Source organism: Enterobacter sp. R-1.6.2 (assembly GCF_035064085.1).
GTDB classification, from domain to species: Bacteria; Pseudomonadota; Gammaproteobacteria; order Enterobacterales; family Enterobacteriaceae; genus Enterobacter; species Enterobacter asburiae_B.
Genome location: NZ_JASEYI010000021.1, coordinates 36,520 through 50,990 on the forward strand (window position 1 = coordinate 36,520; position 14,471 = coordinate 50,990).

A 14,471-nucleotide genomic window follows, 5' to 3' on the forward strand; every position below is an offset into this window, starting at 1 on the left:
CTGGGCGATGAATAAATGGGGCGTGGGTTTAACATTATTGCTGGCATCGACCAGCGTTCTGGCTAAGGATATCCAGTTACTGAACGTGTCATACGACCCGACGCGTGAACTGTACGAGCAATACAACAAAGCGTTTGCGGCACACTGGAAACAGGAAACCGGCGACAACGTGGTGGTTCGTCAGTCGCATGGCGGCTCCGGCAAGCAGGCGACGTCCGTGATAAACGGTATTGAAGCCGACGTGGTGACCCTGGCGCTGGCCTACGATGTCGACGCGATCGCCGAGCGCGGCCGCATCGACAAAAACTGGATCAAACGCCTGCCGGATAACTCCGCACCCTACACCTCGACCATCGTCTTCCTGGTGCGTAAAGGAAACCCGAAACAAATTAAAGACTGGAACGATCTGATCAAACCGGGCGTTTCTGTGATTACCCCGAACCCGAAAAGCTCCGGCGGCGCTCGCTGGAACTACCTTGGCGCGTGGGGTTATGCACTGCATCACAACAATGGCGACCAGGCCAAAGCGCAGGAATTCGTGAAGGCGCTGTATAAAAACGTTGAGGTGCTGGACTCCGGCGCGCGTGGCGCCACCAACACCTTCGTTGAGCGCGGGATTGGCGACGTGCTGATTGCCTGGGAAAACGAAGCCCTGCTGGCCACCCACGAGCTGGGCAAAGACAAATTTGAGATCGTGACCCCGAGCGAATCGATTCTGGCTGAGCCGACCGTTTCCGTGGTCGATAAAGTGGTTGAGAAGAAAGATACCAAAGCGGTGGCGGAAGCCTACCTGAAGTATCTGTACTCGCCAGAAGGCCAGGAAATTGCGGCGAAAAACTTCTATCGTCCACGCGATGCGGCGGTCGCCAAGAAATACGAAGGGGAGTTCCCAAAACTGAAGCTATTCACTATTGACGATGTGTTCGGCGGCTGGACCAAAGCGCAGAAAGAGCACTTCTCTAACGGTGGCACTTTCGACCAGATCAGCCAGCGCTAACCATTAGCCTGTGACACGGTGACCCGGCGTGAGAAATCCGCCGGGTTTTTTATTTGGTCATCATTTTGCGTTACTCTTTTGCCTCTATTGAAAACAGGGAACGCGTTGTGAAAAAAATTATCTTATTGCTCCTCATTGTCATCGCCCTTGCCGCTGGCGGCGTGTACTGGATGAAGGCGGGTAATCCGAATGCGTTGCGACATATCGTTCTCGACCAGTGCGTGCCGAATCAGATCCAGAACCGTAACCCGGCACCGTGTGCGCAGGTGAAAACGGATGCAGGCTATGTGGTATTTAAAGATCGCAACGGGCCGCTGCAATACCTGCTGATGCCGACATATCGCATCAACGGCACCGAGAGCCCGCTGCTGACCGAAGCTCATACGCCGAACTTTTTCTGGCTGGCGTGGCAGTCGCGCAGCTTTATGACCCTGAAGCATGGATCCGAGGTGCCTGACAGCGCCATTTCGCTGACGATTAACTCGCCGACTGGCCGCACGCAGAACCATTTTCATATTCATATCTCCTGCCTGCGCCCGGACGTGCGCGAGAAGCTCAACGCGGTACAGGGAGAAATCAGCACCCAGTGGCTGCCTCTTCCGGGGGGGCTGGAAGGACATGAATATCTTGCTCGCCGCGTGACGGAGAATGAACTGGTCCAGCGCAGCCCGTTTATGATGCTGGCGGAAGAGCTGCCGGAAGCGCGCGACCATATGGGGCGTTTCGCGCTGGCAATGGCGCAGCAGTCGGACGGCTCTTTTGTTTTGCTTGCGACAGAGCGTAACCTGCTCACGTTTAACCGCGCGTCTGCGGAGGAACTGCAGGATCATCAATGCACTATCCTGAAGTAACCCCACCATAAATCGCGTTTACTCGGGCTGCCTGTCACCGTAGACTTGCTGAAAAATTCTACAGGAGACAGGTATGTCGCTCTGGTTAACGTATCCTCTGCTGCTGCCCTCACTGATCGTTGGCGTCACCATCGTGCTGTGGGCGACGTCGCTATTGCCGGAATTTATCACCGCGCTGCTGTTCTTCACGGCGGCGATGACCGCCAGAATCGCCCCGCCGGAGGTCATCTTCGGCGGTTTTGCCTCGTCTGCTTTCTGGCTGGTATTCAGCGGCTTTGTGCTTGGCGTGGCGATCCGTAAAACCGGACTGGCGGACAGGGCCGCCCGGGCGCTGTCGGCAAAACTCACCGACTCCTGGGTGTTGATGGTGGCGAGCGTGGTGCTGCTAAGCTACGCGCTGGCGTTTGTGATGCCGTCGAACATGGGACGTATTGCGCTGCTGATGCCGATTGTCGCGGCGATGGCAAAACGCGCCGGTATCGCCGACGGCTCCCGCGCCTGGTTCGGACTGGCGCTGGCGGTGGGGTTCGGGACTTTCCAGCTTTCGGCAACGATCCTGCCTGCTAACGTCCCTAACCTGGTGATGAGCGGTGCGGCGGAAGGCTCGTACGGCATCCATCTGAACTATGTCCCGTATCTGCTGCTGCACACGCCGGTGCTCGGTATTCTCAAAGGCCTGATTCTGATTGGCCTCATCTGCTGGCTATTTCCCGGCAGCCCAAAACCGCCGAAGGAACAGGCGCCGTCTGATCCTATGGGGCGGGATGAAAAGCGTCTTGCCTGGCTGCTGGCGGTGGTGCTGGGGATGTGGGTCACGGAGAGCTGGCACGGCGTGGGGCCGGCGTGGACGGGGCTGGCGGCGTCGGTCATCGTTATGCTGCCGCGCATTGGCTTTATCACCGGGGAAGAGTTTTCTGCGGGGGTGAACATGCGCACCTGTATTTACGTCGCGGGCATTCTTGGGCTGGCGATTGTCGTGACGCAAACCGGTATCGGAACGGCCGTGGGCGAGGCGTTGCTTCGCATTATGCCGCTGGATGCAGACAGACCGTTCACCAGTTTCCTGGCGCTGACCGGTATTACCACGGCGCTCAACTTCATTATGACCGCCAACGGCGTTCCGGCGCTGTACACCACCCTGGCGCAGAGTTTTTCGGACGCGACCGGTTTTCCGCTGCTGTCGGTGATCATGATTCAGGTGCTGGGCTATTCTACGCCACTGCTGCCGTATCAGGCGTCGCCGATTGTGGTGGCGATGGGGTTAGGAAAGGTGCCTGCAAGGGCGGGGATGGTGCTCTGTCTGGCGCTGGCTATCGCAACGTATCTGGTGCTGCTGCCGCTGGATTATCTGTGGTTTAGTTTGCTGGGGAAAGTGTAGTTCGGTGCGAGGTGTTTCCCCTCACCCCAACCCTCTCCCAAAGGGAGAGGGAGGAGAAGAGCGGCGGGTAAGCGCAAGCGCCACCCGCCACAAAGGCAATTACGCCTGTTTAGCCGCTTCTGCTGCCTTAACGATCACCGCGAAAGCGTCAGCTTTCAGGGATGCACCGCCAACCAGCGCGCCATCGATGTCTGGCTGGGTGAACAGCTCAGCAGCGTTGGAGGCGTTTACGGAACCGCCGTACTGGATAATCACTTGCTCAGCGACCTTCGCGTCGGCTTTAGCAATGTGGTCACGAATGAATTTGTGAACCGCCTGAGCTTGCGCAGGGGTTGCAGATTTGCCGGTACCGATCGCCCAGACTGGCTCGTATGCGATTACTGCGCCTTCGAACGCTGCCGCGCCCTGGGTTTTCAGCACTGCGTCGATCTGACGTGCGCACACTTCTTCGGTTTTGCCCGCTTCGTTTTCCGCTTCGGTTTCACCGATGCACAGAACCGGAATCAGACCCTGCTCTTTCAGCACGGCAAATTTCTTCGCGATGAACTCGTCGGATTCTTTGTGATAGGTGCGACGCTCGGAGTGGCCGATGATGATGTATTTCGCGCCGATATCTTTCAGCATTTCAGCGGAGGTTTCACCGGTGAACGCGCCAGACAGGTTAACGTCAACGTTCTGCGCGCCCAGAATGATGTGGCTGCCGTCAGCGGCGTGTTTAGCCAGATCCAGGTACATATCCGGCGGAGCGATAGCAACCGCGCAGCCCGTCACGCCAGCCAGCTCTTTACGCAGGTTCGCAACCAGTTCGTTTACCATGTGGCGGCTGCCGTTCAGTTTCCAGTTACCCATCACTAAAGGATGTCGCATTTCAATTCTCCACGCTAAATAAGCGAATTAAGGAATATGGCCACCCTGTCGGGCAGCATGGTCTGTGAATCAGTATAGAGATTTTCCCTCGAAAGGCTTTGCTTTTTGTCATTAATTCGCCCCGCCGAGGGTGTCAGATAGTGCCAGCTTAATCGGTTCAACAGCGAAGGTCAGTCCTTTTTCGCCGTTGTCCGCCACAACATAGCGGATCGCGCCTTCGGTATCAGCGTAGTAACGCTTGTTTTTCCCGGCGGTAAGGAGTTTTTGCAGCTTTTGCTGACTTTGCTTTTTCGTCAGCGCAGGGGTAAAGGCCTGCAGTACCGCGCTCATGTACTCCAGCGCTTTCGCCTTAGCGGCTTTCTGCTCTGGCCCCTGTATCGGCAGCCAGGTGATTTGCATGCTTTTGATTTTTAACGTACCGCGCTCCAGCGCCGTGGAAGCATACAAATTCTCGTTAATCTTGCTTGCCGCACGGGTCAATGTGGGGGTATCGCGTGAGCCATCAATGGCGCGAAACTCATCCAGCGGCAGCGTGGGGTTGGTCTGATTAAAGGTTTCACGAAACTGGCTGATGGACTGATCGAAGGACGGTGCGCCCGCCAGCAGATAGGGTGCTGTGGTCGGGGCTGTGGTTTCGGCGGCGTGCAGGGGATAACCCGCGCTGAGCAGCGCTAAACACAGGAAAAGAGAACGTGCCGAACTTTTCATCAACATTGCCCCTGGCCGTAAGTGCTCATGATTAAAACGATATCTGGTCGGCTTGTCAAAAGGTCACAACTCCAGGGTAAAATACGCGCTATACGATAATAAGGAACCTTACATGACCATACAGCAGTGGCTGTTTTCATTCAAAGGGCGTATTGGACGCCGTGATTTCTGGATCTGGATGGTGACGTGGGTTGTCGCCATGCTGCTTCTGTTTTTCGTGGCTTACAACGCCTGGCTGAGCACGCAAACGGCGGCCTTCGCGCTGGTCTGCCTGCTATGGCCAACGGCGGCGGTTGTCGTAAAACGGCTGCACGATCGCGGGCGTTCCGGCGCGTGGGCATTTCTGATTATTCTGGCGTGGATGCTGGTGGCGGGAAACTGGGCGATGCTGCCGTCCATCCTGCCGTGGGTTGTGGGCAGGCTGCTGCCGTCGGTCATCTTCGTGATGATGATTGTCGATCTGGGCGCGTTTATTGGCACCCAGAGCGAAAATAAATACGGTAAAGACACCGTCGAGGTGAAATACCGCTGATCACCAGTAGTGTTCGGCGGTCATATGGCCCGGTCGGCGGCGAAGATGTTTCGTCATCTGCCGGGTATCCTTCAGAAGCTGCTGCGTGTCCCGCACCATCTGGGGGTTGCCGCACAGCATGACGTGGCTGGTTTCAGCGTTCAGCGGCAAACCCACCGCGTCTTCCAGGGCTCCACTCTCAATTAGCGCCGGCACGCGGCCGGTAAGCGCTCCTGCTACGGTTTCGCGGCTGACCACCGTCTGAATCTTTAACTTCCCGCCGTACTGCTGTTCAAGCGCCTGCATTTGCGGCAAATAGCTCAGGTCTGCGGCGTAGCGCGCAGCGTGAACCAGCACGATATTTTTAAAGCGCTCCAGGTCTTTGCCGTACTGCAAAATAGAGAGATAAGGGCCGATGGCCGTTCCGGTTGCCAGCATCCAGAGCGTGTCACAGTCAGGGATCTCTTCGAGCACAAAGAAGCCTGCCGCTTCACTCACAATTTGCACCTCGTCGCCGGGCTTAAGGGCGGCAAGGCGCGGGCTGAGCTTACCGTCAGGAACGGTGACCAGATAGAACTCGAGATCCGGGTTATCAGGCGCGTTAACGTAAGAGTAGGCGCGCTGCACGCGCTCGCCGTCGACGTCCAGCCCCAGCTTCGCAAATTGCCCGGCTTTAAACGGGTGAACGGGAGCATGTACGGTGAGACTAAATAGCGCATCGGTCCAGAACTGTACCTTTGTGACTTTACCTGTTACCCAGTCCGCCATGATCTTCTCCTGTGCTGTTTCTCTGTTCTATCTTCCGTACTTGTGGTGATAATTTCCAGCCCGTCAGGGCCGGAAAGCTCTATCGATCAAACGGTTTTACAGAATGTGCGTCTGCACGTCCGGGTCTTTGCGGTCGAGATAGTGGATAGACTGAATGCGGCGAATGGTGCGTGATTTACCGCGGATCAGCAGGGTTTCAGTGGTGGCCATATTGCCCTTGCGGGTGATGCCGTCCAGCAGATCGCCTTTGGTGATGCCGGTCGCCGAGAAGACAACGTTATCGCTACGCGCCATCTCGTCCAGAGCCAGCACTCTATTGGCCTCGATGCCCATCGCTTCGCAGCGCGCCAGCTCGTTTTCCCCAATACGGCGGTTCTCTTCGCTGTCGCCTTTCACCTCATGGCGGGGCAGCAGACGGGCCTGCATATCGCCATCCAGCGCGCGGATCACTGCCGCGGAGACCACACCTTCCGGCGCGCCACCGATGCCGTACAGCACGTCGACTTCGCTGTCCGGCATGCAGGTCAGGATCGAGGCGGCAACGTCACCGTCAGGAATAGCAAACACGCGCACGCCGAGCTTTTGCATCTGCGCGATGGTGGCGTCGTGGCGCGGTTTCGCCAGAATGGTGACGGTGAGTTCGCTAAGGGGTTTGCCCAGGGCTTTGGCGATGTTGTGCAGGTTCTCTTCCAGCGGCAGGCTAAGGTCGATTGCGCCTTTTGCGCCAGGACCGACAATCAGCTTTTCCATGTACATGTCCGGCGCGTTCAGGAAGCAGCCCTTATCGCCGACGGCCAGCACCGCTAACGCATTGGCCTGACCCATCGCCGTCATGCGGGTGCCTTCGATCGGGTCAACCGCGATATCCACGGCATCGCCTTTGCCGGTACCGACTTTTTCACCGATGTAGAGCATCGGCGCTTCGTCGATCTCGCCTTCGCCGATCACGATGGTGCCGTCGATGTTGACCTGGTTAAGTACAATACGCATGGCATGGACGGCAGCGCCGTCTGCGGTATTTTTGTCGCCACGACCCAGCCATTTATAGCCTGCAAGTGCGGCCGCTTCGGTGACGCGGGAAAACTCGATAGCAAGTTCACGTTTCATGAGGTACTCGTGCAATCAAAAGGAATTGCACGAAGTTTATCACAGAGTGGGTAAGGTGCGGTCTGTACTCCCCTCACCCTAACCCTCTCCCCAAAGGGGCGAGGGGACTTAAAACACCCTCTCCCCTTTGGGGAGAGGGTCGGGGTGAGGGGAATTACTCTTCGTGCTCTTCCCACGCCAGGGCGCGTTTCACCGCTTTTTTCCAGCCGCTGTAGCGGAAGTTACGCTCGGTGGTTTCGATGCCCGGGCGGAACTCGCGTTCGATAACCGCTTTTTCCTGCAGCTCGTCCAGGTTCTGCCAGAAGCCTACCGCCAGACCGGCAAGGTACGCCGCGCCCAGCGCCGTGACTTCACGCACTTCAGGGCGCTCAACGCGGGTGCCGAGAATGTCGGACTGGAACTGCATCAGGAAGTTATTCGCTACCGCACCGCCGTCCACGCGCAGGGCGTGCAGACGAATGCCGGAGTCAGCCTGCATCGCTTCCAGCACGTCGCGCGTCTGGTAGGCGATGGATTCCAGAGTAGCGCGAATAATGTGGTTAGAGTTCACACCGCGCGTCAGGCCGAAAATTGCGCCGCGTGCATACGGATCCCAGTACGGTGCGCCCAGACCGGTGAACGCAGGCACCACGTACACGCCGTTGGTGTCTTTCACTTTGGTCGCGAAGTACTCGGAGTCGAACGCATCGCTGATCAGCTTCATCTCGTCGCGCAGCCACTGAATGGATGCACCCGCCATGAACACCGCACCTTCCAGCGCATAGTTCACTTCGCCGCGCGGGCCGCAGGCGATGGTGGTCAACAGGCCGTTTTCTGATTTCACCGCTTTCTCGCCGGTGTTCATCAGCATAAAGCAGCCGGTGCCGTAGGTGTTCTTCGCCATCCCTTCCTTGACGCACAGCTGGCCGAACAGCGCCGCCTGCTGGTCACCGGCGATACCGGCGATAGGAATACGGGTGCCGCCTTTACCGCCGATGTTGGTCTGGCCGTATACTTCTGAAGACTTACGCACTTCAGGCAGCATCGCGCGCGGAATGTCCAGCGCGTCCAGCATCTTGTCATCCCACTCCAGGGTGTTGATGTTGAACAGCATGGTACGCGAGGCGTTGGTGTAGTCGGTCACGTGAACGCGTCCCTGGGTCATCTTCCAGATAAGCCAGGTATCGACGGTACCGAACAGCAGCTCGCCGCGTTTAGCACGCTCGCGTGAACCTTCTACGTAGTCGAGGATCCATTTCACTTTGGTGCCGGAGAAATACGGGTCAACCACCAAACCGGTGGCGCTGCGAACGTACTCTTCCATACCGTCGCGCTTCAGCTGTTCGCAGATCTCGGATGTACGGCGGCACTGCCAGACGATAGCGTTGTAAATGGGCTTACCGGTTTCACGTTCCCAGACAATCGTCGTTTCACGCTGGTTGGTAATACCAATCGCGGCAATCTCGTCGGAACTGATATCGGCTTTCGCCAGCACTTCGACCAGCGTGGAGCTTTGTGACGCCCAAATCTCCATTGGGTCATGTTCTACCCAGCCTGGACGAGGATAAATTTGCTCAAATTCGCGCTGTGACACGCTGACGATGTTCGCGTCATGATCCATTACGACAGCGCGGGAGCTGGTAGTGCCCTGGTCGAGCGCAACGATATATTTTTTTTCGGTCATGGTATGTGTCCCGTAGTCAGATTACAGCGAAGCTTTTTGTTGTGCGGTAGAAGTCGTTTCCTTCTCCTCTTCCACACAGGTGTCGCACGGTAAGTGGCGACCAATTAATTTGCGGTAGCTAAACGCACCCAGCGCAGCCCCCACAACCGGCGCAAACAGCGGTACCAGGAAGTAAGGAATGTCTTTGCCACCGGTGAAGGCGACGTCGCCCCAGCCTGCGATAAAGGCGAAGGCTTTTGGTCCGATATCACGTGCCGGGTTCATCGCGAATCCGGTCAGCGGGCCCATGGATGCGCCAATTACCGCAATCAGCAAACCAATCAGCAGGGGTGCCAGCGGGCCGCGCGGAATGCCGTTTCCGTCGTCGGTCAGCGCCAGGATAACGCCCATCAGAATAGCGGTAATCACCATTTCAACTGCGAACGCCTGCACAAAATTAATATGCGGGTTAGGGTAGGTTGAGAAGATGCCTGCCAGATCCAGACTTTCGACGCTGCCGCGTACCATATGATGCGTCTGTTCGAAGTCGATGAAAAGATTGTAATAAAGCCCGTAAACTAACGCCGCTGCGCAAAACGCGCCGGCAAACTGAGAAAGAATGAAAGGAACAACTTTGCGTCCGTCGAAGCACGCGAACAGCCACAGTGCGATTGTCACCGCCGGGTTAAGATGTGCACCAGAAACCCCTGCAGTCAGGTAGATGGCCATCGCCACGCCCAGACCCCAGATGATACTGATTTCCCACTGACCAAAACTGGCACCCGCCACTTTCAGTGCAGCGACACAGCCCACTCCGAAGAATATCAACAACCCGGTACCAAGGAACTCGGCAATGCACTGGCCTTTTAAGGTTGATGTCTGACTCATAATCGGAATCCTGAAGAAATTGATGTTTATTGTTAGCATGGCCGCCCGTGACAGCCACGATGCCCTGTAGACATAGTGTTAATTTATCGTTAACGAGCAAAAACGAGAAATATCGAAATCAAAATGTGTGGTCTGTGTCAATAAAATGAGCGTTTTCGCGCCATAAAGCACATTTTTGCATCAGTACAGGAATGTGAGCTGAATCATTTCATTAACGAATCAGTTAACAATTTAGGGGTATATGACGCGAACACACCAGGACCAGACCTAAAAGTGTTGCAAACCGCGATCTGCGCGGTGTGTCGCTGGACACAGAGCGCCGCGCTCCATACAATCGACGGTATATGTCGTGCGCGTTTATGTTAAAGCGTCGCCTTGCAATTCAGGAGAGGTAGCATCATGTCTTTAGAAGTGTTTGAGAAACTGGAATCGAAAGTACAGCAGGCGATTGACACCATCACCCTGCTGCAGATGGAAATTGAAGAGCTGAAAGAAAAGAACAACAGCCTGGCGCAGGAAGTTCAGAACGCTCAGCACGGCCGCGAAGAACTGGAGCGCGAAAACAACCAGCTGCGCGAACAGCAGAACGGCTGGCAGGATCGCCTGCAGGCGCTGCTGGGACGTATGGAAGAGGTCTAATTCCCATTGGGATGAACTGAACAGGCCGGGTAAGGCGAAGCCGCCACCCGGCTTTTTTTTTATGGTTTGATGTCAGTCGGCGATCACCATAAAAAAGGCCGCCAAAGGCGGCCTTAACGCTACTTGTCCTGCGCTGTCATAGCAAAAGCAACGAACACATTGGGTTCATCACTCTTTACAACGAGTACGCTGGCGACAATGAACGCGATACATAAATAGCGTTTCATTATGCGGTCCCTGCAGCTAACCGCTCCACCGTTCACCACCGGTGATAAGTCGGTGGACACAAGCCCTGGTATTAGCCTGCTTTACGGTAGTGAATACACCTTTCCCTGGACCGATGCCCATTTGCGAGATGGCGGAAAGGGACGCTTCATCATAATGAGCATCAACCGTGGAGTTAAGGTATTCATAGACAATTAGGATTTTATAAAAGTTCTGAGGGGTTGCCCAAGGCTTGGACGAGAGTATGATGAAACTCCCTGGTGTTAGCCTGCAAAACTTCCCAACGGACCGCGAATCCTGAGGGGACAAAAAACCGCCACATTGCTGTTGGCGGTTTTTTTATGGTTCTCGCTGACTTTTTACTACTCGATATCCAGCGGGTCTTCCGACAGGATAATGCCAGTATTATCGGCGTAGAGATGGTCCCCGGAGAAGAAGGTCACGCCGCCGAAATTGACGCGCACGTCGCTTTCGCCGATGCCGTCACCCGCCGCCCCTACCGGTATGGCCGCGATGGCCTGAATCCCGATATCCAGGTCTTCCAGATCGTCGACCTGACGTACGGAACCATACACCACAAGGCCTTCCCACTCATTCTGAACGGCAATGCCGGCCAGTTCAGCATCAATTAATGCACGGCGCACGGAACCGCCGCCGTCGACCACAAGAACGCGGCCGCGGCCATTCTGTTCGAGCAGATCGTACAGCAACCCGTTGTCCTCGAAACATTTCACCGTGACGATTTGACCGCCAAACGACGACCTCCCACCAAAGTTGGAGAACAGCGGTTCAACGACGTTGACATCTTCCTGGTAGATGTCACAGAGCTCGGAGGTATCGTATTTCATAGGTTTAACGCTCAGTTGCTGCGAATGTGTTCAGTATATCGTGCGAAATGCGTTGTTGGCAAAATCATCAATTGTTAATTGATATTTGTCAGCTAACGCAGCGTCTGGCTTAAAACAATCCCGATGACGAACAACAGGTTAGTCAGCAACGCGCCTTTTACCGTGCGTTCCAGCATCGGCGGCATGGCGGACGGGCTGAGTTCACGCATCACAAAGCGGGCCTGCTTAATCAGCAGCGGCGCGGCAAGCACAAACAGCCAGCCCCACAGGCTCTGCAAGGAAATCAGGTTAAACAGCGCCAGGCAAACCAGCGCGCCAATGAGCAGACAGGCGTGATAGCGGCGCGCATTGACCGGCCCCAGACGAACCGCCAGAGTGTTTTTGCCGTTCTCGCGATCGCTGTCGATGTCGCGCAGGTTGTTGATGTTGAGCACCGCCGTCGCCAGCAGACCGCAGGCGGTCGCGGGCAGGAATAGGGCAGGGATCACCGTATGCGCCTGCAGGTACCAACTTCCCATCACGCTCAGCCAGCCGAAGAACACCAGTACGGAGATATCCCCGAGTCCAATATAACCGTAAGGACGCGTGCCGACGGTGTAGGTGATGGCCGCGATAATGGCCAGTAAACCCAGCACCAGGAAGCCAATGAAATCGCTGGTGGTCTTAGACGCCACCGTCACCAGCGCCAGGCCGGATACGCAGATCAGCACCACGGTGATAATCAGCGCGCGTTTCATCTGCGCCTGGGTAATCACCCCTTTCTGCATTCCGCGCAGTGGCCCTATGCGGTCCGGCTTGTCGCTGCCTTTTACCGCGTCGCCGTAGTCGTTGGCGAGATTGGAGAGGATTTGCAGCAGGCCGGCGGTAATCAGTGCCAGCGCGGCGACCAGCGGATCAAAATAACCCTGCCACCAGGCAAGGGCGGTGCCGACGATAATTGCGGCAAAGGCCAGAGGAAGCGTTTTAGGGCGCAGACTTTCGAGCCACGCCTGAGTACGGCTGATGTCAGTCATAAGTATTTAGCCAATAAAAATGGGGGCATTAGCCCCCATTAAACGTGATGAGAATCCAGTAACCGCGATTATAGGATAAAACGGCTCAGATCTTCATCTGCCACTAACGCATCCAGATGTTTACTCACATATTCTGCGTCAATGGTAACGGTTTGGCCGTTAAGGTCGCTCGCGTCATAAGAGATATCTTCTACCAGGCGTTCCAGCACGGTATGCAGGCGACGCGCACCGATGTTCTCGGTGGTTTCGTTGACCTGCCATGCGGCTTGGGCAATACGCTTGATACCGTCTTCGGTGAACTCGAGGTTCACGCCTTCGGTCGCCATCAGCGCTTTGTACTGTACGGTAGCAGAGGCGTTTGGCTCGGTCAGGATACGTTCGAAATCTTCGGTAGTAAGCGCCTGCAGCTCAACGCGGATAGGCAGACGCCCCTGCAGTTCGGGGATCAGATCCGACGGGCTGGCAACCTGGAACGCCCCTGAAGCGATAAACAGGATGTGGTCCGTTTTCACCATGCCGTGCTTGGTGGAGACTGTGCAGCCTTCAACCAGCGGCAGCAGGTCGCGCTGAACGCCTTCGCGGGACACGTCCGGGCCGGAGCTGTTGCCGCCGCGCTTACAAATTTTGTCGATTTCGTCGATAAACACGATACCGTGCTGCTCAACCGCGTCGATAGCGTCCTGCTTCAGCTCTTCCGGGTTTACCAGCTTCGCCGCTTCTTCTTCAATCAGCAGCTTCATCGCGTCTTTGATTTTCAGCTTACGCGCTTTCTGCTTCTGGCCGCCCAGGTTCTGGAACATGGACTGCAGCTGGCTAGTCATCTCTTCCATGCCCGGAGGCGCCATGATTTCCACACCCATTGGCGCGGCAGCGAGATCGATCTCAATCTCTTTGTCGTCCAGCTGGCCTTCACGCAGTTTTTTGCGGAATGCCTGGCGCGCCGCGGATGGTTCCGCCTGCTGCTCTGCCTGGCCCCAGTTGTTTTTTGCCGGTGGGATCAGCACGTCGAGAATGCGCTCTTCGGCCATCTCTTCCGCGCGATAGCGGTTTTTCTCGATCGCCTGGACGCGCACCATCTTGATCGCCGAGTCGGTCAGATCGCGGATGATGGAGTCCACTTCTTTACCCACATAGCCCACTTCGGTGAACTTGGTGGCTTCAACTTTGATGAACGGCGCGTTAGCCAGCTTCGCCAGACGACGGGCGATTTCGGTTTTACCGACGCCGGTCGGGCCGATCATCAGAATGTTTTTCGGCGTCACTTCGTGGCGCAGCTCTTCATCAAGCTGCATACGACGCCAGCGGTTACGCAGGGCGATAGCCACGGAACGCTTGGCGTTATCCTGGCCGATAATGTGTTTGTTCAGTTCGCTGACAATTTCGCGTGGGGTCATTTCAGACATGGGAGATCCTTACGCTTTGGAGGTCAATTCTTCGATGGTGTGGTTGTGGTTGGTATAAATGCAGATATCACCTGCAATATCCAACGCCTTCACCGCGATATCACGCGCGTTCATGTCGGTATTCTCCAACAGCGCGCGGGCTGCAGCCTGGGCATAAGGGCCGCCAGAGCCGATGGCAATCAGGTCATTTTCCGGCTGAATGACGTCACCGTTACCGGTGATGATCAGCGAGGCGGTTTCATCGGCCACTGCCAGCAGCGCTTCGAGCTTGCGCAGCATGCGGTCGGTACGCCAGTCTTTCGCCAGCTCAACGGCAGCTTTCACCAGATGACCCTGGTGCATTTCCAGTTTGCGTTCAAACAGTTCAAACAGCGTAAAGGCGTCCGCCGTGCCGCCAGCAAAACCGGCGATCACTTTGTCGTTGTAGAGGCGGCGCACTTTCTTCACGTTGCCTTTCATGACGGTATTACCCAGCGTGGCCTGGCCATCACCGGCGATTACCACATGGCCGTTACGGCGTACACTTACTATTGTTGTCACGAGCAGACCCCCTGGTTACAGAATCGGGAAACAGAAGCCCTGAGCCTGTGCTCAGGGCTGAATTAAATGATAGATGGGGGGGATTT

At 56.2% G+C, this 14,471-nt stretch carries 15 protein-coding genes; 5 read left to right on the forward strand and 10 right to left on the reverse strand.

From position 1 onward, the window contains the following. Positions 1–7: 7 nt before the first annotated feature. The 3 genes from QMN93_RS19885 (at position 8) to QMN93_RS19895 (ending at position 3,226) form a co-directional block, all read left to right on the forward strand. Complete coding sequence (locus QMN93_RS19885; RefSeq protein ID WP_023309695.1) at positions 8–997, forward strand: sulfate ABC transporter substrate-binding protein; 990 nt, start codon at positions 8–10, stop codon at positions 995–997. A gap of 107 nt (positions 998–1,104) precedes the next feature. Then, positions 1,105–1,848: a CDP-diacylglycerol diphosphatase gene (locus tag QMN93_RS19890; protein WP_193140207.1), complete on the forward strand. Its 744-nt coding sequence runs from the start codon at positions 1,105–1,107 to the stop codon at positions 1,846–1,848. A gap of 73 nt (positions 1,849–1,921) precedes the next feature. After that, positions 1,922–3,226: an SLC13 family permease gene (locus QMN93_RS19895; RefSeq protein WP_039264211.1), complete on the forward strand. Its 1,305-nt coding sequence runs from the start codon at positions 1,922–1,924 to the stop codon at positions 3,224–3,226. Positions 3,227–3,325: 99 nt separating this feature from the next. Here QMN93_RS19895 and tpiA read toward each other — a convergent pair whose 3' ends face one another. Both tpiA and QMN93_RS19905 read right to left on the reverse strand, forming a co-directional pair. Then, the gene (gene tpiA / locus QMN93_RS19900) at positions 3,326–4,093 is read right to left on the reverse strand and encodes a triose-phosphate isomerase (protein WP_014172206.1); all 768 of its coding nucleotides are present in this window, start codon (positions 4,091–4,093) and stop codon (positions 3,326–3,328) included. 111 nt (positions 4,094–4,204) lie between these two features. Further along, positions 4,205–4,801: a DUF1454 family protein gene (locus tag QMN93_RS19905; RefSeq protein ID WP_023309692.1), complete on the reverse strand. Its 597-nt coding sequence runs from the start codon at positions 4,799–4,801 to the stop codon at positions 4,205–4,207. 112 nt (positions 4,802–4,913) lie between these two features. On the opposite strand from QMN93_RS19905, the gene QMN93_RS19910 reads away from it, so the two are divergent. Then, positions 4,914–5,333: a DUF805 domain-containing protein gene (locus tag QMN93_RS19910; RefSeq protein ID WP_023293600.1), complete on the forward strand. Its 420-nt coding sequence runs from the start codon at positions 4,914–4,916 to the stop codon at positions 5,331–5,333. Here QMN93_RS19910 and fpr read toward each other — a convergent pair whose 3' ends face one another. The 4 genes from fpr to QMN93_RS19930 all read right to left on the reverse strand — a co-directional run bounded on the left by fpr (position 5,334) and on the right by QMN93_RS19930 (position 9,717). Beyond that, a complete protein-coding gene (gene fpr, locus QMN93_RS19915) occupies positions 5,334–6,080 on the reverse strand; it encodes a ferredoxin--NADP(+) reductase (protein ID WP_029739198.1) in 747 nt (248 codons plus the stop codon). Positions 6,081–6,176: 96 nt separating this feature from the next. Further along, positions 6,177–7,187 (reverse strand): class II fructose-bisphosphatase, encoded by a 1,011-nt coding sequence (gene glpX, locus QMN93_RS19920; protein WP_193140206.1) that lies wholly within the window; start codon positions 7,185–7,187, stop codon positions 6,177–6,179. Positions 7,188–7,341: 154 nt separating this feature from the next. After that, positions 7,342–8,850, reverse strand: coding sequence for a glycerol kinase GlpK (gene glpK, locus QMN93_RS19925; protein WP_193140204.1), 1,509 nt, complete (start codon positions 8,848–8,850; stop codon positions 7,342–7,344). A 21-nt stretch (positions 8,851–8,871) separates the two neighbouring features. After that, the gene (locus QMN93_RS19930; RefSeq protein ID WP_014885705.1) at positions 8,872–9,717 is read right to left on the reverse strand and encodes an MIP/aquaporin family protein; all 846 of its coding nucleotides are present in this window, start codon (positions 9,715–9,717) and stop codon (positions 8,872–8,874) included. Between the two features lie 399 nt (positions 9,718–10,116). Here QMN93_RS19930 and zapB point away from each other — a divergent pair, with 399 nt between their 5' ends. Next, on the forward strand, positions 10,117–10,356 hold the full coding sequence (gene zapB, locus QMN93_RS19935; RefSeq protein ID WP_010436935.1) for a septal ring assembly protein ZapB: 240 nt from the start codon (positions 10,117–10,119) through the stop codon (positions 10,354–10,356). Positions 10,357–10,943: 587 nt separating this feature from the next. Here the strand turns inward: zapB and rraA are convergent. From rraA to hslV, 4 genes are all read right to left on the reverse strand, one after another. Further along, positions 10,944–11,429 carry a ribonuclease E activity regulator RraA gene (gene rraA / locus QMN93_RS19940; protein WP_023309687.1) on the reverse strand — a complete coding sequence of 162 codons (486 nt, stop codon included), beginning with the start codon at positions 11,427–11,429 and terminating at the stop codon, positions 10,944–10,946. 92 nt (positions 11,430–11,521) lie between these two features. Next, a complete protein-coding gene (gene menA / locus QMN93_RS19945; RefSeq protein WP_033146936.1) occupies positions 11,522–12,442 on the reverse strand; it encodes a 1,4-dihydroxy-2-naphthoate polyprenyltransferase in 921 nt (306 codons plus the stop codon). A 68-nt stretch (positions 12,443–12,510) separates the two neighbouring features. After that, positions 12,511–13,845 carry an HslU--HslV peptidase ATPase subunit gene (gene hslU / locus QMN93_RS19950; RefSeq protein WP_023309685.1) on the reverse strand — a complete coding sequence of 445 codons (1,335 nt, stop codon included), beginning with the start codon at positions 13,843–13,845 and terminating at the stop codon, positions 12,511–12,513. Between the two features lie 9 nt (positions 13,846–13,854). Next, on the reverse strand, positions 13,855–14,385 hold the full coding sequence (hslV, locus tag QMN93_RS19955; RefSeq protein ID WP_008501802.1) for an ATP-dependent protease subunit HslV: 531 nt from the start codon (positions 14,383–14,385) through the stop codon (positions 13,855–13,857). Between the last annotated feature and the right edge of the window lie 86 nt (positions 14,386–14,471).